This is a genomic window from Providencia sp. PROV189, from assembly GCF_028480065.1.
GTDB classification, from domain to species: Bacteria; Pseudomonadota; Gammaproteobacteria; order Enterobacterales; family Enterobacteriaceae; genus Providencia; species Providencia stuartii.
Genome location: NZ_JAMPOG010000022.1, coordinates 27,178 through 49,904 on the forward strand (window position 1 = coordinate 27,178; position 22,727 = coordinate 49,904).

General features: G+C 43.0%; 19 protein-coding genes and 1 CRISPR repeat array. Of the genes, 15 read left to right on the plus strand and 4 right to left on the minus strand.

Going from position 1 to position 22,727, the window contains the following annotated elements:
- Positions 1-3 precede the first annotated feature (3 nt).
- Entirely contained in the window at positions 4-561 is a 558-nt protein-coding gene (locus PR833_RS13730; protein ID WP_102781066.1) for a hypothetical protein, read from the minus strand.
- A 304-nt stretch (positions 562-865) separates the two neighbouring features.
- On the opposite strand from PR833_RS13730, the gene flhB reads away from it, so the two are divergent.
- Both flhB and flhA read left to right on the plus strand, forming a co-directional pair.
- The gene (gene flhB, locus PR833_RS13735) at positions 866-2,017 is read left to right on the plus strand and encodes a flagellar biosynthesis protein FlhB (RefSeq protein WP_004918591.1); all 1,152 of its coding nucleotides are present in this window, start codon (positions 866-868) and stop codon (positions 2,015-2,017) included.
- Positions 2,010-4,106, plus strand: a complete 2,097-nt coding sequence (gene flhA / locus PR833_RS13740; protein WP_272526253.1) for a flagellar biosynthesis protein FlhA — start codon at positions 2,010-2,012, stop codon at positions 4,104-4,106. The genes flhB and flhA overlap by 8 nt, the downstream gene beginning before the upstream one ends.
- An 811-nt stretch (positions 4,107-4,917) precedes the next feature.
- On the opposite strand, the gene PR833_RS13745 is transcribed toward flhA, so the two are convergent.
- The 3 genes from PR833_RS13745 to flgA form a co-directional block, all read right to left on the minus strand.
- Positions 4,918-5,358 carry a flagella synthesis protein FlgN gene (locus PR833_RS13745; RefSeq protein ID WP_169342339.1) on the minus strand — a complete coding sequence of 147 codons (441 nt, stop codon included), beginning with the start codon at positions 5,356-5,358 and terminating at the stop codon, positions 4,918-4,920.
- 10 nt (positions 5,359-5,368) lie between these two features.
- Complete coding sequence (flgM, locus tag PR833_RS13750) at positions 5,369-5,671, minus strand: flagellar biosynthesis anti-sigma factor FlgM (protein WP_036943741.1); 303 nt, start codon at positions 5,669-5,671, stop codon at positions 5,369-5,371.
- A gap of 173 nt (positions 5,672-5,844) precedes the next feature.
- Entirely contained in the window at positions 5,845-6,501 is a 657-nt protein-coding gene (gene flgA, locus PR833_RS13755) for a flagellar basal body P-ring formation chaperone FlgA (RefSeq protein WP_053110748.1), read from the minus strand.
- Between the two features lie 276 nt (positions 6,502-6,777).
- Here flgA and flgB point away from each other — a divergent pair, with 276 nt between their 5' ends.
- The 13 genes from flgB (at position 6,778) to cas3f (ending at position 22,676) form a co-directional block, all read left to right on the plus strand.
- Positions 6,778-7,191, plus strand: a complete 414-nt coding sequence (gene flgB / locus PR833_RS13760; protein ID WP_004918603.1) for a flagellar basal body rod protein FlgB — start codon at positions 6,778-6,780, stop codon at positions 7,189-7,191.
- Positions 7,192-7,196: 5 nt separating this feature from the next.
- Positions 7,197-7,601 (plus strand): flagellar basal body rod protein FlgC, encoded by a 405-nt coding sequence (gene flgC, locus PR833_RS13765; RefSeq protein ID WP_004918605.1) that lies wholly within the window; start codon positions 7,197-7,199, stop codon positions 7,599-7,601.
- 12 nt (positions 7,602-7,613) lie between these two features.
- Positions 7,614-8,453, plus strand: coding sequence for a flagellar hook assembly protein FlgD (locus PR833_RS13770; protein ID WP_061064158.1), 840 nt, complete (start codon positions 7,614-7,616; stop codon positions 8,451-8,453).
- 30 nt (positions 8,454-8,483) lie between these two features.
- Positions 8,484-9,704 carry a flagellar hook protein FlgE gene (gene flgE / locus PR833_RS13775; protein ID WP_004918608.1) on the plus strand — a complete coding sequence of 407 codons (1,221 nt, stop codon included), beginning with the start codon at positions 8,484-8,486 and terminating at the stop codon, positions 9,702-9,704.
- Between the two features lie 15 nt (positions 9,705-9,719).
- Complete coding sequence (locus tag PR833_RS13780) at positions 9,720-10,475, plus strand: flagellar basal body rod protein FlgF (protein WP_004918610.1); 756 nt, start codon at positions 9,720-9,722, stop codon at positions 10,473-10,475.
- Positions 10,476-10,494: 19 nt separating this feature from the next.
- Positions 10,495-11,277 (plus strand): flagellar basal-body rod protein FlgG, encoded by a 783-nt coding sequence (flgG, locus tag PR833_RS13785; RefSeq protein ID WP_004918612.1) that lies wholly within the window; start codon positions 10,495-10,497, stop codon positions 11,275-11,277.
- A gap of 89 nt (positions 11,278-11,366) precedes the next feature.
- On the plus strand, positions 11,367-12,134 hold the full coding sequence (locus PR833_RS13790) for a flagellar basal body L-ring protein FlgH (protein ID WP_004918615.1): 768 nt from the start codon (positions 11,367-11,369) through the stop codon (positions 12,132-12,134).
- Positions 12,135-12,175: 41 nt separating this feature from the next.
- Positions 12,176-13,279, plus strand: coding sequence for a flagellar basal body P-ring protein FlgI (locus PR833_RS13795; protein WP_004918617.1), 1,104 nt, complete (start codon positions 12,176-12,178; stop codon positions 13,277-13,279).
- A complete protein-coding gene (gene flgJ, locus PR833_RS13800) occupies positions 13,279-14,259 on the plus strand; it encodes a flagellar assembly peptidoglycan hydrolase FlgJ (protein ID WP_004918619.1) in 981 nt (326 codons plus the stop codon). The genes PR833_RS13795 and flgJ overlap by 1 nt, the downstream gene beginning before the upstream one ends.
- A gap of 244 nt (positions 14,260-14,503) precedes the next feature.
- Positions 14,504-16,144: a flagellar hook-associated protein FlgK gene (gene flgK, locus PR833_RS13805; protein WP_014658062.1), complete on the plus strand. Its 1,641-nt coding sequence runs from the start codon at positions 14,504-14,506 to the stop codon at positions 16,142-16,144.
- 27 nt (positions 16,145-16,171) lie between these two features.
- Complete coding sequence (flgL, locus tag PR833_RS13810; protein WP_014658063.1) at positions 16,172-17,107, plus strand: flagellar hook-associated protein FlgL; 936 nt, start codon at positions 16,172-16,174, stop codon at positions 17,105-17,107.
- 257 nt (positions 17,108-17,364) lie between these two features.
- Positions 17,365-17,811: direct repeats of the CRISPR family, unit length 28 nt; unit sequence GTTCACTGCCGTATAGGCAGCTTAGAAA.
- A gap of 342 nt (positions 17,812-18,153) precedes the next feature.
- Positions 18,154-19,131 (plus strand): type I-F CRISPR-associated endonuclease Cas1f, encoded by a 978-nt coding sequence (gene cas1f / locus PR833_RS13815; protein WP_004918636.1) that lies wholly within the window; start codon positions 18,154-18,156, stop codon positions 19,129-19,131.
- On the plus strand, positions 19,128-22,676 hold the full coding sequence (gene cas3f / locus PR833_RS13820; protein WP_171830859.1) for a type I-F CRISPR-associated helicase Cas3f: 3,549 nt from the start codon (positions 19,128-19,130) through the stop codon (positions 22,674-22,676). The genes cas1f and cas3f overlap by 4 nt, the downstream gene beginning before the upstream one ends.
- Positions 22,677-22,727 lie beyond the last annotated feature (51 nt).

Here is a 22,727-nt window from a genome sequence, read left to right on the forward strand (position 1 = left end):
TGCTCAGTCATGCTGATAGACATCAATGATTCTCCCCCCAAATGCTTTGGTAAATTGTTGAATAAACGCATCACTCATATCCCAGCTATGAAAGCTAAAACCAAGCTCGCCAAATGCCCAGGTTGGGTCATAATGCCAGTCGCCAATTGGCGCACGATAATCACAATTAACACATGACAAATCATGCGGATTACCTTCATACCATGCAGTTACAGCATCGCTCCAATCTTCACTTTGTTTGCTTTGTTCATTTTTACAAACAGGGCAGTAGATACCAAGACCATTTCCACCTGCATGAAATACGGTACGTTGAGTGGTAATGGTGAGATAGTTTTTTAATATATGTTCCGGTAACTGAGTGGGCACAATTTTGTCATCAATAATATAGAGGATAGGCTGCTTATACTCAGGGGTGGGGCGATATATCACCTCATCATCTTCTATGAGTTGGTAATCAGGGTCGATAATCCCTTGTTGCTTGAGCCAGTTAAGCATGCGTTCCGCTTCTTTTTCTGCATTCTCTGCTGAAACATCTGGGGCGACGAGATGACAACTATCCATATATTTATGACCTTTAAGCTAAAGAGTGGGTAGGTAGCTTACCCTTTGAAATTACCTAACAAAATAGGATTTAGTGTATTTATTTCTGACTCATTCTCAGGGAAAAATAACCTATCTTTTCCCCTACCGCCACCTCGGCGTGGTGTTATTACTAGGCGTTACGTAACGGTTCGCAAAACGGATGTCATCTTACTCAATTGGCAAATAACCCTTGTGAACTTCGTCTATTTTCTTGCATTGATTTTTTTACACTCTGTCATGCTATAGCACAAACTTCTAATCTGCTGACGAGCAAGGAAACGGCGTGTCCGACGAAAGTGATGTAGAAAAAACAGAAGAACCCACGCCCCATAAAAAACAGAAGGCGAAAGATGATGGGCAGATAGTTCGCTCAAAAGAACTCAGTTCACTCATGATGATGTTAGCAGGGGTCAGTCTCCTGTGGCTCAGTGGTGGGCATCTTGCTGATGAACTACGGCAAATTTTTCGTCAAGGTTTTATTTTCGATGGGCATTACATACAAAACACCTTGTTAATGGTGAGCTACTTTGGGCGCATGGTGGGCGAAGCATTATTTGCTTTATTACCTGTTATTGGTGGATTGGCGTTAGTTGGGATCTCTGCATCGTCGCTGGTTGGAGGGTTATTATTTAATAGCAAATTAATTAAATTTGATTTGAAAAAACTTAATCCTATCAGTGGATTAAAACGAATTTTTTCGATGAATGCGCTTTCTGAATTATTTAAAGCCATTTTGAAATCGCTCTTTGTTGGGCTAGGGGCAGCTATTTTTCTCTGGCAAAACTGGTCATCACTTTTGCATCTTGTGACTGAATCTCCCGTAACCGCTTTAGGGAATGCAATGCATAAAGTGATTTTTGCTGGATACCTAATCGTATTTTTGCTGATCCCAATGGTGGCATTTGATGTTTTTTATCAATTTCGTTCACATTTGAAGAAATTACGCATGAGTCGCCAAGAAATTAAAGATGAGTTTAAACAACAAGAAGGTGACCCTCAGATAAAAGCCAAAATCCGCCAACAGCAGCGTGCAATTGCGCGGAATCGTATGATGGCTGATGTACCTCAAGCGGATGTGATAGTGACGAACCCAACTCATTATGCGGTTGCACTGAAATATGATGATAAACGCATGGGAGCACCGAAAGTACTCGCTAAAGGCGCAGGCGTGATAGCTCAACGCATTAAAGAAATTGGCCAAGAACATCGAATTTTACAATTAGAAGCTCCCCCATTAGCGCGTGCACTGTATCGCCATGCCGAAATCGGGCAAAGCATTCCTGTAGCGCTATATGCTGCGGTGGCAGAAGTTTTAGCATGGGTTTACCAGCTACGTCGCTGGCGGCGTGAGGGTGGATTAAAACCAAGAAAACCGAAAAATTTACCAGTGCCACCGGCGCTGGATTTTGCTGGAGAAAACAATCGCGATGGCTAATTTGGCTGCATTATTAAAATTGCCTAAAAACTTACAGGGAACGCAATGGCAAATTCTTGCTGGGCCTGTTCTCATCTTGCTGATCTTGTCGATGATGGTACTGCCATTACCGGCTTTTATCTTAGATTTACTGTTTACCTTTAATATCGCTTTATCGATCATGGTGCTATTAGTGGCAATGTTCACTAAGCGTACCCTTGATTTTGCAGCCTTCCCAACCATTTTGCTGTTTGCCACACTATTACGTCTATCACTAAATATTGCGTCAACGCGCATTATTCTGCTGGAGGGGCATACTGGGCCTGATGCGGCTGGGCGTGTTGTTGAAGCCTTTGGTCACTTTTTGGTGGGGGGAAACTTTGCCATAGGGATAGTGGTTTTCATCATTTTAGTATTAATTAACTTTATGGTGATCACCAAAGGTGCGGGGCGTATTGCCGAAGTAGGCGCACGCTTTGTCCTTGATGGTATGCCAGGTAAACAGATGGCAATTGATGCGGACTTAAATGCTGGCATTATCAATGATGATGAAGCCAAAAAGCGCCGTGCTGAAGTGACCCAAGAAGCTGATTTTTATGGCTCAATGGATGGTGCAAGTAAATTTGTGCGTGGGGATGCCATCGCGGGGATCATGATTATGGTGATCAACGTTGTCGGTGGGCTAATTATTGGTGTTGGTCAACATAATATGACATTGGGCGATGCCACGAGTGCATATACTTTGCTAACGATTGGTGATGGCTTAGTCGCTCAGATCCCAGCTTTGATTATCTCAACGGCGGCAGGGGTGATTGTGACCAGAGTCGCAACCGATGAAGATGTCGGTGAGCAGATGGTCACTCAGCTATTTAATAACCCACGGGTGATGTGGCTAAGTGCCGGTGTGTTGGGGTTAATCGGTTTAATCCCAGGTATGCCAAACTTTGTATTTTTACTGTTTACTGCCGCATTAGCAGGGCTAGGCTGGTATTTGGTTCGCAAAGCTAAACAGCCAGAAAGTCAGGCAGATGATGGGCAAATGAAACAGTTCCAAGAGGCAAATAAGGTCGTTGAAGCCACTTGGGATGATGTTCAGCTTGAAGATTTACTTGCCATGGAGGTGGGCTATCGCTTAATTCCACTGGTAGATAATGACCAACAAGGTGAATTACTTGGACGAATTCGTGGCTTACGCAAGAAATTTGCGCAAGAGGTAGGTTACTTGCCACCTGTAGTGCATATTTGTGACAACTTAGAGTTAGCGCCTTGTGAATATCGTATCCTTATTAAAGGTGCGGTTGTCGGACATGGTGAGGCGCAACCAGGAAGAAGCTTGGCGATTGACCCAGGTAATGCCGCAGGTACGCTACCCGGAGATGCAACCAAAGAGCCTGCCTTTGGCCTACCTGCCGTTTGGATTGATGATGATTTGCGTGAACAAGCGCAAATCCAAGGGTATACCGTGGTTTCAGCAAGCACTGCCGTTGCTACGCACTTTAATCAGATCTTGCTACAAAACTCGAGCACATTGTTTGGTCGCCAAGAAGCACAAATGCTTTATGACCGAGTGAAGAAAGAGATGCCGAAGCTGGCTGATGATTTAATACCGGATACCATTTCTTTGACCACATTGCATCGGGTATTACAGAATCTATTAATGGAAGATGTTGTGATCCGTGATATGCGCACAATCATCGAAACACTTGCAGAAATGGCGGGTGAAAATGGTGAGCAAAAAGATACGGATTATCTAACATCACAGGCACGTATCGCATTAGGGCGGGCAATCACTCAGCAATGGTTCGGCAATGCGGATGAAATACAAGTCATTGGTCTAGATGCGGGGCTTGAGCAGATTTTATTACAAGCGGCCAAAAATGGTGGTGGCTTAGAGCCAAACCTTGCGCAATTTATTCAGACGCAAGCCGAAGAGGCCGTGAAGCACCAAGAGGCGATGGGCGCACCGACGGTATTATTGGTCAATCATGGACTACGTTTGATCTTATCTCGCTTTTTACGCAGAAGCTTACCTGAACTGGTGGTAATGTCGAATCTTGAGCTAAACGATCGCCGGAAAATTCGCATGACATCGATGATCAGTGGTAACTAAGTTGCTGAGTATAGGAATGAGGTTTTATCGCTTTTGCCGTAAGAAGCGCTTTTTATCATGCACAAGCAAAGCGTCAACGCATTCCTGATACGGATATCAAAGCAGTTGTTATACAACTGCTTTGATGCATAAGAGAGCGGGTTATCTTTTTTAACTTAACGTTTTGGGCGATTTAATAGCGTAGTGGAAGCATGAAACGCTTAATTCACACTTTTCTGTGGTTATTACGTTATTTTGCTTAAAATTGCAGAAGTAACAGTTAAAGTCTCGCCTTATGGGCGATGCCGTAAGAAGCGCTTTTTATCATGCACAAGCAAAGCGTCAACGCATTCCTGATACGGATATCAAAGCAGTCGTTATACAACTGCTTTGATGGCATAAGAGAGCGGGTTATCTTTTTTGACTTACTGTTTTGAGCGCTTTAATAGCATAGTGGAAACATGAAGCGTTTAATTCACACTTTTCTGTGGTTATTGCGCTTTTGGGCTTAAAATGACAGGAATAAAAATCAGAGCCTCATCTTGTTTGAGTGCTAAATTGCCTTGGGTGATAAAACTACGCTAGCACTTCATTAAGGTTACAAAAGGCAGGCTGATATTGGATAGCGCTAGCTAATCATTTCGTATAACGGTCACCTATGTTCACTTAATGCGATAGTGGATATAGGTGACCGCTTTTCTTTTATAGACATAAAAATGGCGTGATTTATTTAGTCGAAAAACATGAGAAGGTAAAGAGTATATTCAATATGGCTTACAGCGCATGACTGTACGTTATCGAACAGAACGGTGATCTTGTTTATCACCGTCGCCTAAATAGAAATTTTCTTACCTAATACTGGACGCTTTTCTTCTAAACCGTCTGCACCATAAGTGGATTGGTTATTATGTTTTTTGACAAAAGCAAGGCGCTGGTTATTTAGTTCAATATGTAACTGCAACATTTGGTGGTTACGGTAATTTAACTCTTTTAATGTTGTTGTCAGCGCTTTGATTTCACCCCACAGGCTATGAAGCGCAGGGTTTTCATCGTAGGGCGCCACAATTCCCATTTCTTGCTCAAGGCGTAGACGATGTGTTTCACCATGTCCAATAGCGGCAACCAAATAACGCTTTTGCTCGGTGGCTTCTTGAAACGGTGATGGGGGAACACGATGGTAGCCTAACAGTAACTCCTCATTCTTCATCACTATTTGCAGTGATTGTAAATGAGTGAGCTGTTGTTCTAGCAACGTCAACAAATCATCATTCATATTCATTGTCTTACTTCATTGATAGCATGAATTCATGGGCATCACGTAAAATGCCGTCGGCAACTTTCTCGGTATTCATTTGCAATGTACCATCTTTAATGGCCTGTTTAATTCGTTCAACTTTTTCACTGTTGATATCACTGGCTTGAGGTTGCAATAACTTCTTTTTTAGTTCACTTGGTGAAAAAGTACTTTCTTTAACGGATTCAGCCGCTGATACTTTTTTCTCACGAAGGGGTGCCGTGGGATCCTGTGGGTCACGGTTTGTCACTTGCGTTAGCGCTGAAATTGCAGATGTTTGCTCGATAGCCATAGTGTTTTTCCTGTTCCAGTATTTTTATAAATGGAATATCGGCGTTAATTACCAATTCTTTAATCTAATGCTTATCTTTAAGACTATTCTAATGCTTGAGAATGATAATGATACCCTTTGATATGAGTAGGCGCATAATATCGATTATCTTATTGAGTCTCAATCAAAATTCGCTACTTTAGCGCTACCCGCACACTGCCATTTTCTAAGGCTTCTCCATTAACAACCTGACCGTTGATTAATCGAACACGCGTGTTTTCCCCGGTGGCGGCATTGTTGATGGCTCGTCCTTCATATTTAACCGAAAAATTATGGCCATTTGCAAAGACATAAACGTTTTGTCCGGCTTTAACGGCCCAAGGTCGACGCATCATAGATTGTGTCAATGTTTGACCTGCATTGATATCACGCAATGCGATGCTGCCGCGTATTGCCACTTTATCGGTGGCAGCCCCTGTAGGTAGCTTATGGAGTAACCCCTTTTGGGTGCCAATATCGACAAATTCAATTTTTTCCCCACGAGCGATATTACGTGTTGCCACATAATACTGTCCGGTGACATTAACAGTTAACTGAATAAACTGTTTTTTCTTACCGCATTGCACCGGTAATGAAACATTTCCCATATTACGATTACCGACAGGAGGAAGAATTTGGGGCTTTTCACAACTAGGCCAACGTTCTATAGGTGTTTTTATCTCAATAGAGACTTGATTCGGCTTGGTGTGTATTTTACGAAAATAGTTATTAATGTCTTGCGGTAAAGAGGCTTGCGCTGTTGTCGTTAGTAAAATTAACGAGCCAAATAGCGTTGTATGAAAACCATTCATTGAGTTGCCTCCTCATCAAAACATACTTTTCTAATTGCTCGCAGTTTACGCATCTCATCAATAATGAATGGGCCAAATAGGTCAATAATTTTGCCTTTATCTTGCCATTAGATTTTTTGTTATACGGCTAATATAAGCGCGTCGAATTTTAAATTTCAGCGTTTTCTGCATTGCTATTCTTTGAAAATTACAGTTAGCGAATGGCGTGACGCATTGGTGCTTATTTTATCGTGATAACGATAAGAGAGAGATAAGCAAAATTTATTGGGGTTGAACATGATTGATAAATTAAATGCCACATTTGCTTTTCAGCAACAGGCGTTATCAATACGCGAGGCAAGGCAAACTATTTTAGCTGCAAATATTGCTAATGCGGATACACCGGGGTATCAGGCGCGTGATATTGATTTTAGCCGCCAGTTACAGCAAGCCATGAAAAATGGCGTTGTAAAAGGTAAAGGCGTTGCTTTGGCGGTGACATCAAAAGGCCATATCGAAGGTCGAAACATGAAACAGCCCGAATTGGATCTTAAATATCGTGTTCCATATCAAACCTCAATGGACGGTAATACCGTCGATATGGATATAGAGCGCAGTCAATTCGCAGATAACACATTGAAGTACCAAGCAGATCTCACTTTTATTAATAGCCGCGTCAAAAGTATGTTGGCCGTGTTACAGCAGGGGTAATAAAAATGGCGTTACTCAGTATTTTTGATATTTCAGCATCTGCACTGACCGCGCAATCACAGCGTCTTAACGTGAGCGCTAGCAATATGGCGAACGCGGAAAGTGTTGTAGGCCCTGATGGCGAACCGTTTCGTGCTAAACAGGTAGTTTTCCAAATGACGCCTCAAGGCCGTAATGGCGTTGGCGGTGTTCGTGTGAGCCAGTTGATTGAAGATCCCACGCCACCACGTATGGAATACAAACCCGGTCACCCATTGGCGGATGAGAAGGGGTATGTGCGTATGCCTAACGTCGATATGGTCGGTGAAATGATCAATACCATTTCGGCATCGCGTAGCTACCAAGCAAACTTAGAAGTGATGAATACAGCTAAAACGCTGCTTCAGAAAACCTTAACCATAGGCCAGTAACGAGGAAGCTAAATGGGCATAGCAGCCACCATGTATGACTCTTTGGATAACACCACAGCAGGCCCAGAGCCGCTGAAAAGTAATATTCCAAATAAAAATAAGAGTCAAACGGATGATATGCGTGACACGTTTTTAAAAATGATTGTAACGCAGATGCAAAATCAAGACCCCACTAAGCCGATGGAAAACGCAGAGTTGACCAGCCAACTTGCACAAATCGCGACCCTTGAAAGTATGAATAAGCTGAGTGACAAAGTCAGCGGAATTTCAAGCCAAATTGGCTCTGGTCAATCATTGCAAGCGACTCAATTGGTCGGAAAAGGGGTTTTGATACCGCGTAATGAAATCGTTCTTGCGCCATTAAAAACGCAAAATGACAGTGATAATACGGCTATTTCTAAACCAACAAATCCATTACCTGATGATGAAACTAGCCGTGCGTTGTCCGCAGCCAATGACAATGGCGGAGATGATGATGCGTCCCAAGGGGATTATATCTCATCGCCGTTTGGTTTCTTCCTTCCCAAAATGGCTGACAGCGTTGAGATCACGATACGCGATAAAAATAGAGCCATTATTCGTACCATCTCTTACGACACAGAAGTGAAACCTGACATTTATGACATGTCGTGGGATGGGCGCGATGACAATGGAAAACTCGTTGCTGATACGAACAGCAAATACTTCTTTGATGTAAGGGCTGTCAGTAACGGCGCAGAAATTGAAGTCACCAAATTGGGATATACCCGAGTTAATGGTGTCACGCCGGGTACAGATGCTCCTTTATTGGATGTTGGTATAGGACAAAGTGTGCCGCTTAGCAGCATTTTTAAAGTCTATCCATCATCTTAATTTTATTTCCCCAACCGTCATGGAGAAAACATGTCTTTTTCACAAGCAGTTAGTGGCTTAAATGCTGCCTCAGCGGGGCTTGATTCGATTGGTAATAATATTGCCAACTCCGCAACTAATGGTTTTAAAGGTGCAACCACCTCTTTTGCCGATATGTTTGCCGGTTCAGGTGTAGGTCTGGGGGTTAACGTTGCCGCGGTAACCCAAAACTTTAAAGATGGCCCAATCACTCGTACTGACAGACCGACGGATGTGGCCATTTCAGGAAATGGTTTTTTCCGTGTGCAAGACCAAAACGGTGATATTTTTTATAGCCGTGATGGGCAATTTATTCGCGATAAAAGCGGCAACCTCGTCAACAACCAAGGAATGACAGTGACAGGTTATCCGGCTGGTTTGGATGAGAATGGTAATGTGGTCGTTCAAAGTGGTGGTGTTCCTCAAGGGCTAAATATCCCAACAGATATGATGGATGCTCAAGCCTCTGATTTGGCAAAACTGACTATCAACCTGAATTCTGAAGACAAAGTTAAATCCAAACCTTTTGATATCAATAACCCAGATGATACTGGCAGCTATAACTTCAGTACCACCATGACCGCATTTGATAGCCAAGGTAATACCCATGAAATCTCCGTTTACTTTGTCAAAACAGACGATAACAAATGGACGGCTTATGCAAAAGATGCTGGCGATAAAGTGGCTAAGAAATTAGGAGATATGGAGTTTGATGGAAATGGCCGCCTAAATAGCCCAACTAATGCCGTTTTTGCGTTTGATTATCAAGGTCTAAATGGTGCCAATAACGGTACGTTGCAGATTGACCTAAATAAAACACGCCAGCAAAAAGTCAGCGAATCATCGGTGAGTGCGATTGATGTTAACGGTTATCCGGCAGGTGAGTACACCAATTTCAAAGTCGAAGATAACGGCTTGATCGTGGCGAATTACTCAAACCAACAAAAACGTGTTGTTGGGCAAGTGGCACTTTCAGCATTCGCTAACCCGAATGGCTTAGTATCACAAGGTGGTAACGTTTGGGCACCGTCTAATGCCTCTGGTAACCCGATGGATGGCGTACCGGGAGTCGGTCAATTCGGTAAGCTAACGAGCGGTGCGCTGGAATCTTCCAACGTAGATATGAGCCAAGAGCTGATCAACATGATTGTGATGCAACGTAACTACCAATCGAACGCACAGACGATCAAAACCCAAGATCAGATGCTGCAAACGATGGTTAACTTACGCTAAGTGTAGAGGGTGGCTATGGATCATGTCATTTATACCGCAATGGGAGGCGCACGACATGCGCTTGAAAACCAAGCGATTGTTTCTAATAACATTGCGAATGTTTCCACATCGGGTTTTAAAGCACAATTAGCGGCGATGCGGGCTGTTCCTATTCATGGAGATAGCGAGCAAACACGAACGTTGGTGGTTGCTTCAACGCCCGGAGCGGATATGAGCCAAGGGCCGCTCAACTATACGGGCAGGCCAATGGATGTGGCATTAAACGACAAACACTTTCTAGCCGTTGAACTTGCAGATGGTAGTGAAGCTTATACCCGTAACGGTAACATTCAAATTTCACCTGACGGTGAATTGGTGATTGGTGAGCGCCGTCTACAAGGAGATGGTGGCCCGATCAATGTGCCGCCGAATGCGGAACTGACCATCGGTGAAGATGGCACAGTGACGGCCTTATTGGCGACCGACCCGCCAACAATGTTAGGGCAGATAGGGCGCTTAAAAGTGGTTGAAGCTCAGCCGCAAGATTTAATTCGCGGTGAAGATGGCTTATTTCATCTATCACCACAAGCCGCGGCGGCGAATGGTAATGGGCTTGCACAAAGTGAGCGAGCTTCCGTGACATCTGGGGTGATTGAAGGCAGTAATGTCAATGCAGCAGAAGCAATGGTGTCGATGATTGCCAACGCTAGGTATTTTGAAATGCAGATGAAAGTGGTTCGTAGTGCCGATGAAAATGCACAAAAAGCCAACCAACTGCTTGCCGTTAGCTAATTTTCAGTAAGGAATAACGATGATCCGTTCATTATGGATTGCTAAAACTGGGCTTGATACCCAACAAACCAACCTTGATGTTATTTCCAACAACTTGGCAAACGTCAGTACAAATGGTTTCAAACGTCAACGTGCAGTATTTGAAGATTTACTGTATCAAAATATTCGTCAACCGGGGGCAATGAGCTCTGAGCAGACCTCTTTACCATCAGGTTTACAACTGGGTACAGGGTCACGCCCTGTGGCGACAATGCGTATTCATAGCCAAGGTGCGTTGAATAAAACCGGAAACACCACCGACATTGCTATCAAAGGACAAGGTTTCCTACATGTGCAGTTGCCCGATGGTACGGATGCATATACACGCGACGGTGCTTTGCAGCCAAACCAAGATGGTCAGCTAGTCACTTCGAGTGGTTACCAAATCGTACCTGCCATCACCATCCCTGATAATGCCAATAGCCTCACCATCGCACGTGATGGTACGGTCTCAATCACGGTCTATGGGGATAACCAACCACAGCAAATTGGGCAAATTACGCTAACAACATTTATTAATGATGCGGGCTTGGAAAGTATGGGTGAGAACCTGTACATGGAAACCGCTAGCTCAGGAGCGCCAAATGAAAGCGCGCCGGGCACGAATGGTGCTGGTTTGCTGTATCAGCATATGCTTGAAACCTCGAACGTCAATGTGGCTGAGGAATTGGTGAATATGATCCAAACCCAACGCGCCTATGAAATTAACAGTAAAGCGGTTTCAGCTTCCGACCAGATGCTACAACGCTTAACGCAACTGTAATTTGATGGCATAACGCGCGGCCTGATCCCAAATGACAATTTGCCCGAGAAGGTAAGTTGTCATTTGGTGATAACTAGGCATTTGATGTGATGATAAAACAGACACAGCAGCAAAAGAGTACCATGATGACGAAAAACGGTTTTACCCCTGAAATTAAGGGCGATTCATTCTTTTCACCGAGTAAGGTTTTGGTGATTGCTTTGGTATTAGCCACAAGTGGTTGTGCTTATGTCAAACCTCGTCCTCTGGTGGATACTCAAACAAGTGCGTTACCGACAGCACCCACAGCCCCCGCACCCAATGGCGCTATTTTTCAAAGTGCTCAGCCCGCCTATTACGGCTACCAACCACTGTTTGAAGATAGGCGACCTCGCAATGTAGGCGATATTTTAACCATTAATTTGCAAGAGAATGTGAGCGCCAGTAAGAACTCATCCGCGAATGCAAATCGCAGCGGTAAAACGGGGTTCTTAGCCGCAATCTTGCCTGGTTTTATGCAAGGTTGGCTGGGCGGCAGTAATACAGAGCTGGATGTGAAAGGCAGTAGTGATTTTTCAGGGAAAGGCGGGGCCAATGCCAACAATACCTTTAGAGGCACCATAACCGTCACGGTCGATCAACTCTTAGCTAACGGTAACTTGCATGTAGTGGGCGAAAAACGGATAGCGATTAATCAAGGAACGGAGTCGATTCGTTTTTCGGGCGTGGTAAACCCTCGCACAATAGGCGCAGATAACAATGTCAGCTCCACACAAGTGGCGGATGCGCGTATTGAATATGTTGGTGATGGTTATATTAATGAATCGCAAACCATGGGCTGGTTGCAACGCTTTTTCTTAAACGTTTCGCCTTATTAATTTAGGTAGAAATTGAGCTGTAAACCCATAGAGATAATCGAATGAATAAATTAGTGACTCTTCTGCTAACGCTGCTTTGTCTATTTGCTACATCGGCATATAGCGAACGTATCAAGGATTTGACAACAGTGCAGGGTGTACGTGACAACGCGTTAATTGGTTATGGATTGGTAGTAGGGCTGGATGGCACCGGTGACCAAACCATGCAAACACCCTTTACCACTCAAAGCTTGAGCAATATGTTATCTCAAATGGGGATCACCGTGCCACCTGGCACTAACATGCAGTTGAAAAACGTGGCAGCCGTGATGGTTACCGCGAAATTGCCACCTTTTGCTCGCGCAGGACAAGCCGTGGATGTGGTGGTCTCCTCGATGGGGAATGCGAAAAGCTTACGAGGTGGTACCTTGCTAATGACCCCACTTAAAGGCGTTGATGGGCAGGTTTATGCCATGGCACAAGGCAACATTTTAGTTGGTGGAGCTGGCGCGAGTGCGGGGGGAAGCAGTATTAAAGTCAATCAATTAGCTGGTGGGCGGATCACTGGAGGGGCGACCATTGAGCGTGAGCTACCTACTAGCTTTGGTCAAAATGGCATTATTAACTTACAACTGAACGATGATAGCTTCACATTAGCGCAAGATATTAGTGATGCAATTAACCGATTACGTGGTGCAGGCACCGCAACACCATTAGATTCACGCACAGTTCAGCTACGTGTGCCAATGAACAATAGTGATCAGGTGCGTTTTCTTGCACAAATTCAAGAATTGAATGTACGTACGCCAATTGCCGAAGCCAAAGTGATCTTAAATTCGCGAACAGGCTCAGTTGTGATCAATCGCAGTGTAACATTAGAAAGCTGTGCGGTAGCACACGGCAGTTTATCGGTGATGGTAGAGAGGCAAACTCAGGTCAGTCAGCCGAACACGCCTTTTGCAGGCGGGCAAACCGTTGTTACCCGTAATACGAATATTGGGGTGAGGGAGCAAGGCGGCGCATTACAAAAAGTCAATGCCAGCGTACAACTTAACCAAGTGATACAAGCACTTAATACTTTAGGGGCGACGCCAACCGACTTAATGTCGATTTTACAGGCCATGGAAAGCGCTGGATGCTTGCGCGCTAAGCTGGAGATCATCTGATGAATGATATGCAATTAATGCAAGGTGCCGCATTTGATTTGCAGTCGCTCAGCCATTTAAAGCGTGAATTAACTGATTCGCCAGATAAAGGGTTGCGTCAAGTCACCCAGCAATTAGAAGCGACGTTTGTACAAATGATGTTAAAAAGCATGCGTGATGCACTACCGCAAGATGGTCTTTTTTCTTCCGATCAGACGCGTATGCTAACCAGTATGTATGATCAGCAAATTGCGCAAGACCTGTCACAAAAAGGGTTAGGCTTTGGTGAAATGATGTATCAGCAGCTAACTCAAATGCAAGGTGATACATCTTCAGAAGACGTACCAGTGAAGCCCTTTAACATGGATGATCGATTGATAGACTCTCTACCTAATCAAGCAATGGCGCAGATTGTCCGTCGTTTTGCTCCGTTAGGAGATGCTCTATCGTCATCCATGCAGAAGGTCAAATCCCTCTCTTTAAATAGTCAAAACTTTATTAGTCGACTAATAGAGCCTGCAAAAGTTGCCAGCCAGAAAAGTGGTATATCGCACCTTTTGGTCCTTGCTCAGGCGGCATTAGAAAGTGGTTGGGGACGTCGAGAAATTTTAACGGCGGAAGGCAAAACCAGCCATAACCTGTTTGGTATTAAAGCGGGTAAAAGTTGGCAAGGGCCAGTAACCAATATTATGACAACGGAAGTGATTAATGGCAAAAGCATCAAAATGCGAGACGATTTCCGTGTGTATGGCTCATATGAAGAAGCGATAGCCGATTACATTAATTTATTGACTGAGAACCCACGCTATCGTGATGTTAAACACGCGCAATCCCCTGAGGTAGCGGCGCGTCGCTTACACCAAGCAGGTTATGCGACAGACCCTAATTATGCCGATAAATTAATTACGCTGATCAATCAAATTCGTGGCTATCAGACGGCAGACAAAGCGGCGTCACGAGCGGTTCAAGCCTATACCGTCGATCTGAGTGATATTTTTTAAATTTTCATCTTGAAAGGTGCCGTAAACACTAAACATTTGCGGCATCTTTCCGATAACTAACTATATTCGTCATATTTCAAGTGACAGCACGATTGATGATGCTTATTGGTGCTGCAAGGATACAGTGATTTGTTACCTAACTGCACCTCGAATTATTTGAAATATAAATAAAAAGTTCAGGTTGATATTGCGACGGTTATTATCGATGAACCATGGCGATAAGCAGCAGATAAAGGAAAAGCTTATGCTGAACAATGTAATGAATAATGCACTTAGTGGTGTGAATGCCGCACAGGGTGGGTTAAGTGTGATTTCAAATAACTTAGCTAACGCAGGTGTGGGTTACTATCATCGCCAAAGTGCTGTTTTCGGGGAGAATCCCGGCACAATGACACCTAACGGTTATTTTGGTAACGGCACCTATTTTAGCCATGTTCGCCGTGAGTTTGATGAGTTTATTAACCAGCAATATGGTCAATCACGCGCTCGTAGTGGTGAGTATGAAGCTTATGCGAAAAACAGCAGCCAAGTCGATGACTTACTCACTAATGATATTGAAGATATTTCGAGCAATATTGGGAGTTTTTTTACAGCGCTCGATGCCGCAAGCAGTGATGCGAGTGATAAAACATTAATCGATGTTTTTTTAGGTAAATCAAATGCACTGGTAGGGCAGTTCAAGGAAGCAGATAGACGATTACAAGAAATGGAGCGTGATGTTAATCGCCAAATTGAAACTAAGGTGAAAGACATCAATACCTACGCAGAGAAAATCGCTGGTTTGAACCAACAGATAGCGCGGGTGCGCTCTGTGAGCGGCTCAGAGCCTAATGATTTGCTGGACGTACGTGATCGCCTAGTCAGTGAGATCAACTCATTGATTGGCGTAAAAGTGATTGAGCAAAATGGAAACTACAACGTCACTTTTGCAAATGGTTTACCGTTGGTGACTGGAGAAAATGCGAACCGCCTTGAGGCCGTTCCTTCCTCACAGGATGACAGCCGCTTTAGTATTGGTTTTGTTGGTGCTAATGGTCAAGTGCGCGAAATTGCAGACGATGCGTTTCGTGGTGGTGAGCTCAGCGGTGTATTACGCTCTCGCAAAGAGGTCATTGATCCTGCATACCAAAAACTCAATAAATTGGCCTTGGTCTTCGCAAGTAAATTCAACGAAGTACATAAGAAAGGCTTTGATGCTAATGGTAATCCGGGTAAGGACTTTTTCGAAATCGGCAAAGGTAATGTAGTCAGTAATACCTTTAACCGCGGTAAAGCAGAATTTGATTTTAACTATAGCGATGTCTCTCAAGTCACTGGCAATAATTATGAGATGCGTTTTGATGGTAAAGAGTGGAATGTCACTCGACTACCTGAAGGCTTTGCCGTTACCGTTGATCGCTCAACCCCAGATACATTGAAGTTTGATGGTATCGAGCTGAAAATTACCCAAAACAATGCCCAAAGTGGTGATTCGTTTTTAGTCAAACCAGTTAATGGCGTCATCAATGGCATGCAATCTTTGATAAGCGATGCGGCAAATTTTGCGGCGGCGGGTGAGAAAGGGAGCGGGCCTGGTGATAATGATAACCTAAAAGAGCTGGTTAAGCTTCAAGACCAAAAATTAATTGGGGGCACATCAACGTTTTCCGATTATTACGCCACTATCGTCAATGATGTGGGTAACCAAACCAAGCAAGCACAGATTGACTCTGAAACACAAAACAAAATGACAGAAAGTTTCTATCAGCAAGAGCAAGCGGTTTCGGGCGTCAATATGAACGAAGAAAGCATTCAAATGCAAAAAATCCAACAGTTTTTTAATGCGAATGCGCAAGTGCTAAAAACTGTAGATGACCTCTTTAATGCCCTAATGAGAGCGTTCTAAATTCTAGTCATTTAAAAGGATTCTATTATGCGTTTAAGTACGAATATGATTTATCACCAGCGCTTGCAAGATATGAATAATGCTCAAGCGCGTTGGATGGATGCGGGTAGCCAACTGGCATCCGGTAAGCGTGTCAGCAAGCCGTCGGATGACCCCCAAGCTTCATCGCAGGCGGTGCGTGTTAATCAATCTGAAAACCGCAACCAGCAATATGTGGCAAGTCGAGGTTTTGCCAAAACAGGCATGCTGCTACAGATGAGCGTGTTGACCCAGATGACAGAGGTTACCACTCAGATTGATACAACAATTATTCAAGCTTCAAACCAAGGTAGTTTGAGTGATAGTGACAGAATGTCACTTGCGGAGCAATTAAGCGGTTTGAAAGATCAGCTGGTAGCGTTAGGCAACACGACAGATGGTAATGGTCGCTATATTTTTGCAGGTTATAAATCTGACAAGCCACCATTTGAGGTGAATGCTGCGGGCGATGTGATTTACAAAGGCGGCGATAAAGCGATTATGCAGAATGTATCCAGCGATCGCGAAATGACCACTTACTTTACTGGCGCACAAGTGTTTGCAACGGATAGCAATAATGTCGTGAATGTTTTCAAAGCGTTAAATGAAGGCATTGCTGCGCTGAAAACGCCTCAAGACCAAGCAACACAAAGCGAAAAAGAGGCAGCTCAAAAAGCATTAGATAGCGCCAATACAGCGGTTAAATCAGCGCTAGATAAAATCTCAAATATTGAGTCGAAGCAGGGGTTGCAACTACAAGAAATTGATCAGTTAAACTTTCTAGCAGATACAAGAAGTATTCAAAATAGTCAGCGCATAAGTGAGTTGTTGGATACAAATTGGACTGGAGTCACAACAGACTATTATAAAGAAATGGCTATGTTCCAAGCATCGCAAGATATTTTTAAAGATTTAAATAGCATGTCATTATTTGGTGGTCGTTAAGACGTGTGCCAGTCTCAACTCATTTGAGGCTGGCGCAATTACCGTATCGTTATTTTTCCCTACAATTATTTTCTTTTCTCTTATCCTATATTGCATTTCTCTTAAGATGATTTACTCTTTATTTTACCCTTTGTTTTTGCTCTTTAAAAAATTAGCCAATAAAACAATAAGTTACTAAGCGTCATAAAAAAGAAGGTATTTTTCTAAAAAATAGGCTAACGAATTGTTATTTAGGGATTTTGTTTGGTAAGCTAATTGTTCACTGCCGTATAGGCAGCTTAGAAATATTACTCATGACGATAACAGGAAGTTAATGCGTTCACTGCCGTATAGGCAGCTTAGAAAAGTGGCTAATTTTCGCAGACCAGCAAGGCAATGTTCACTGCCGTATAGGCAGCTTAGAAATTACAGAAAAATTATGTTCGAGAAAAAAAACCGTTCACTGCCGTATAGGCAGTTTAGAAAGCATGCTCGGTGTTGCACCGAATGATCCCGTGTTCACTGCCGTATAGGCAGCTTAGAAAATAAAAGAAAACCAGTAAAACAATTCTCCCATGTTCACTGCCGTATAGGCAGCTTAGAAAATCACTATTAAGCAAATTACGTTTCGGTAAGTGTTCACTGCCATATAGGCAGCTTAGAAATATGAAGTATGACGAAACCCTGATCCCGTTTAGTTCACTGCCGTATAGGCAGCTTAGAAATAAGACGCGGGTTCAACTCCCGCCAGCGCAGTAATAAAGGGAAAATAAAACTCACATTGGTATAGGAAGATTAGACATAAGGCCAACGCCTTAGAAGGCCGTAGGTCACATACATAAACGTATAGGCAGTTATCCATTTATTAATATAGATTAAATAAACAAGTATTAACATGTACGTTTAAATACAATCAATAAGTTATTTTTGATAAAACGCTTTGCGATCAGCTTCCCAAAATCACCATGTACTCTTTACAAACAATGAATAGCTATAGACAACACTTAAGTTAAACTGTATTTAAATAGTCATATGATTTAACCAAGTCAATGGAAGGCTAATTCAACATGGATGACTTTTCTCCCGCTGATTTAAAAACTATCCTTCATTCCAAGCGCGCTAATATGTACTATTTAGAGCATTGCCGCGTTATGCAAAAAGATGGTCGAGTTCTCTACTTCACCGAAGCGAAAAATGAAAACCTCTATTTCAATATTCCCATTGCGAATACAACAGTTTTGCTATTAGGCACTGGCACCTCTATTACTCAAGCTGCGATGAGAATGCTTTCACAGGCTGGGGTACTGGTTGGTTTTTGTGGTGGCGGTGGCACACCTTTATATATGTCAACGGAAGTAGAATGGTTAACACCACAAAGTGAATATCGGCCAACCGAATATTTGCAAGGTTGGATGCGTTTTTGGTTCGATGATAAAAAGCGTTTAGCTGCCGCTAAAACGTTACAACGATCTCGCATCAGCTATTTACAGAAGACTTGGCAAAGCTCCCGAGAATTGCAGAATGAAGGGTTTATTTATAATGATACGTTGATCCAAAATGCCTTAGAAACCTTTCATACACGAACTGAGGCGGCGGATGACCCTCAGACGCTATTACTCACAGAAGCCCAATTAACGAAGGCACTTTATAAATATGCAGCAAATAACACGGGGCAAAAAAATTTCACACGTCAACATCAAGCCATGGATAAAGCGAATGCCTTTTTAAACCACGGTAATTATTTGGCATATGGTTTGGCAGCGAGTTGCTTATGGGTACTCGGGATCCCTCACGGTTTTGCGGTTATGCATGGCAAAACCCGACGCGGCGCGCTGGTATTTGATGTCGCAGATTTAATTAAAGATGCCATCGTTCTCCCTTGGTCCTTTATTTGCGCTAAAGAGGGAGCCTCAGAGCAAGAGTTCCGCCAGCAAATCTTACAATCTTTCATCGATAATCACGCCTTAGACTTTCTTTTTGATACCGTTAAAACGATTGCGTTACAAACCGGCTCAGAGCAACAAATTCAGGAGCCTAAATTATGATGGTCACTTTTGTTTCGCAATGTGAAAAACATGCACTAAAAAGAACACGACGTGTATTGGATGCATTTGCTAACCGTATTGGTGATAACACATGGCAAACCCTCATCACTGAAGACGGCTTACAAACAGTCAAAAAAATGCTGAGGCAAAGCGCCAGTCGCAATACTGCTGTAAGCTGTCATTGGATACGCTCTCGATCACGCTCTCAACTCTTATGGGTCGTTGGGAATCGCAATAAATTTAATTCACAGGGGCATGTTCCGGTGAACCGTACTGAAAAATCATTTTTAGGCAGCGAGTTTGAAAATGATTGGAAATATCTCTCTTTAATTGCCGCTGTTGCTAGGTTAGCAGCCTTATTCCATGACTGGGGGAAAGCATCCCGCTTATTTCAAGATAAGCTGAATCCAGCCGTTAAAATGCCTTTTAAAGGTGACCCTGTTCGGCATGAGTGGGTGTCCTCAATATTGTTTAGTTCATTGGTTAAAATCCATTCATCGGAAGGGAGTGAGGAAAAATGGCTTGATGCGCTCATTCACCAAGAATGGGATGAATCACAGCTACAGCAATGCGTAAACGATAATTGTTTAGCATCAAATCCACTCGCTGAATTACCCGATGCGGCAGCGTTGTTGACTTGGCTAATTTTAACTCACCATAAGTTACCTTTCTTAGATGAGCAAGAGCTTTGTAATTGGCAGGACAAAGCCATTAATTTGCATACTCAATTATTGGCTAAGATAAAACAAAGTTGGGGCTATAGAAACGGGAATGACGATGCTCAATTTCAACAACGCATCAAGATGTGTTTTGAATTCCCTAATGGCTTATTGAGTAACTCCAAAGCGTGGGTCCAAGCCGTTCAACAAGCGGCAACTGATTTAAAAAATCAACTCCCTTTGTTCCAACAAGCAATGGCAGATGGGAGTTGGCGAGTTATCGCTCACTATGCTCGCCTTTGCTTAATGCTAGGAGATCATAATTACTCATCTCAAGGGAATGACCCACAATGGCACAGTGATATTGCACTTTATGCCAACACACACAAAATCCGCAATATTAACAATATTCCGCAAGTTACATTTAAACAGAAACTTGATGAACATCTCGTCAAGGTCGCTGAAACTGCTCGAGATATTGCAGAAACATTACCTTATTTTGAAAGTGAACCGCCGTTTGCTAGTGATGTTCCAAAGCTTGCATATGATAAAAACAGCACAGGGAAATTTAGTTGGCAAGAAGATGCGGTTAATTCAATTTATCAATACCGCAAAGAGCGTAATGATGACATTAAAGGTTATTTTATTGTCAATATGGCGAGTACTGGCTGCGGTAAAACGCGGGCTAATGCCAAAATCATGCAAGCATTATCTGAAGATAAGCAGAGTCTACGTTATATTTTAGCGTTAGGGTTACGCACATTAACGTTACAAACAGGGGATGAGTATAAAGATCAAAACAAGATTGGGCTAGGCGAAAGGGATCTTGCGGTTTTAATTGGCTCTAAAGCGGTGGCTCAACTGCATCAGAATGCAAAAGAGAATGAAAATGCATCAGAAGCCTCGAATGATACCTCTTCACACCAGACTAATAGCGAATCAAATGATTTGAAGCCTCACCAAACTGGCTCTGAATCACAAGAAATGTTATTTGATGAAAATGAAGAAATGCTCAGATGGGATGAGAATAAATGGTCAGGTATTCTGCCAGAAGAAGTATTATCCACCGTACTGACAAGGGAGAAAGATAGGGCTTTACTCTATGCTCCTGTATTAGCTTGTACTATCGACCATATTATAGGGGCTACTGAAACCATTCGTGGCGGCCGTTATATTCTGCCTTGTTTACGTTTAATGTCTTCAGATCTTGTGATTGATGAGGTCGATGACTTTATTGAGGCTGACTCGGCAGCCATCGCGCGTCTGATCCATATGGTTGGGTTACTTGGGCGTAAAGTGATGATCTCTTCCGCTACAATAACCCCAGATACTGCTTTAGCTTACTTTCATGCTTATCAATCTGGGTGGCATGCTCATGCAAAAAGCCGTCAACAGTCTTTAGAGATTGGTTGTATGTGGATTGATGAGGGGGAATATGACCCCGTAAAAGAGAAATGTAAATCTTCAACGCTAGCTGCTACGCTTGTGGCTAATGATGAAAATACCCCTTACTTTTATCAGCAGTACCATGACAAGTTTATTGATAAAAGAGCCAAAGTGTTAGGGCAGCAACCTGCACGCCGTAAGGCATTAATAGTTCCTACACCAAAGGATAATACGCAAGAGAGTCAGCAATGTTATTTTAATCACATCCTCAATGCTGTATTAACCCAACATCATTACCATGCTTTTCTTGATAAACGCACGGGTATCCAAGTTTCATTTGGCGTAATCCGTGTTGCCAATATTTTACCTTGTATTGATCTAACGCGTTTCTTACTTGAGTGTGAGTGCCCTGATGAGGTTGAGATCCGCACTATGGCTTACCATAGCCAGCAAGTTCTATTGCTACGGCATGAACAGGAACAACATTTAGATAGTGTTTTAAAACGTAAGGAAAAATCAGGAGAAGAACCTGATGCGCTAAATGATGCGATCATTCGCCAACATCTCGCACAAGTCAGTGCAGAGGGGAAAGCTAAGCATCTGATATTTATTCTAGTTGCTACACCAGTAGAAGAAGTAGGACGCGATCATGATTTTGATTGGGCGGTGGTAGAGCCTTCATCCTGGCGTTCTATTATTCAAATCGCTGGGCGTGTTCGTCGTCATCGAGAAGGGGAAGTGGCACAACCTAATATGGCGTTATTGCAATACAACTTAAAAGGGTTTGAAGAAGGCAATGATAATCCATTTTCTCGACCCGGCTATGAAAATAGATATATTAATTTAGGGTTATCGACTCATGATCTTTACGAACTGGTTGATGAACAACAATTAAACAAATCAGTTGATGCGATCCCTCGAATACAAAAGCAAGCAAATTATGAAAGTAAAAAACACACTAATTTGGCCTGTTTAGAGCATGCAGCGATAAAGTATACATTTAAAATTGAGCATATTTTCCCGCCTAAACGGGCAGAAAATTCAGCAACATCATCAAGAAGAACCACTCGACGTTCAAATCATCAAACAATACCCAGTAATGCAGCATCTCATATTTGGGGTTATACCCATGGTAATTGGTGGATGACAGCAATATCTCAACAGATAGCATCTTTTCGTAGCGGCGCCCCTTCTTTTCGATTGGTGTTGGAAATCTTACCAAGAGGGGAAATGCAATTTAGTGAATATCATCGCGAAAATGGTTGGGTTAATGTGGGGGCTCAGAATGGAATTCATTTCATAGAGTTCCCTGAGTCAATGAAAAAGAGGCTTTGGTTAGTTCGGGATTATGCGAAATCTCTCGAATCCCAGACAGAGGAAGCAGAGCAAATCACTTCACTTTCACGGTTTTATGGCGAGATAACGTTTTTAAAATGTTTAAATGTACATGATGGATATCGTTATGATGACCAGATGGGGGTATACCCAATAAAAAGGTAGTTTGCATCACTTAGCAAAAAAGGAGTATTTCTACTTATTTTTGAACGTGAT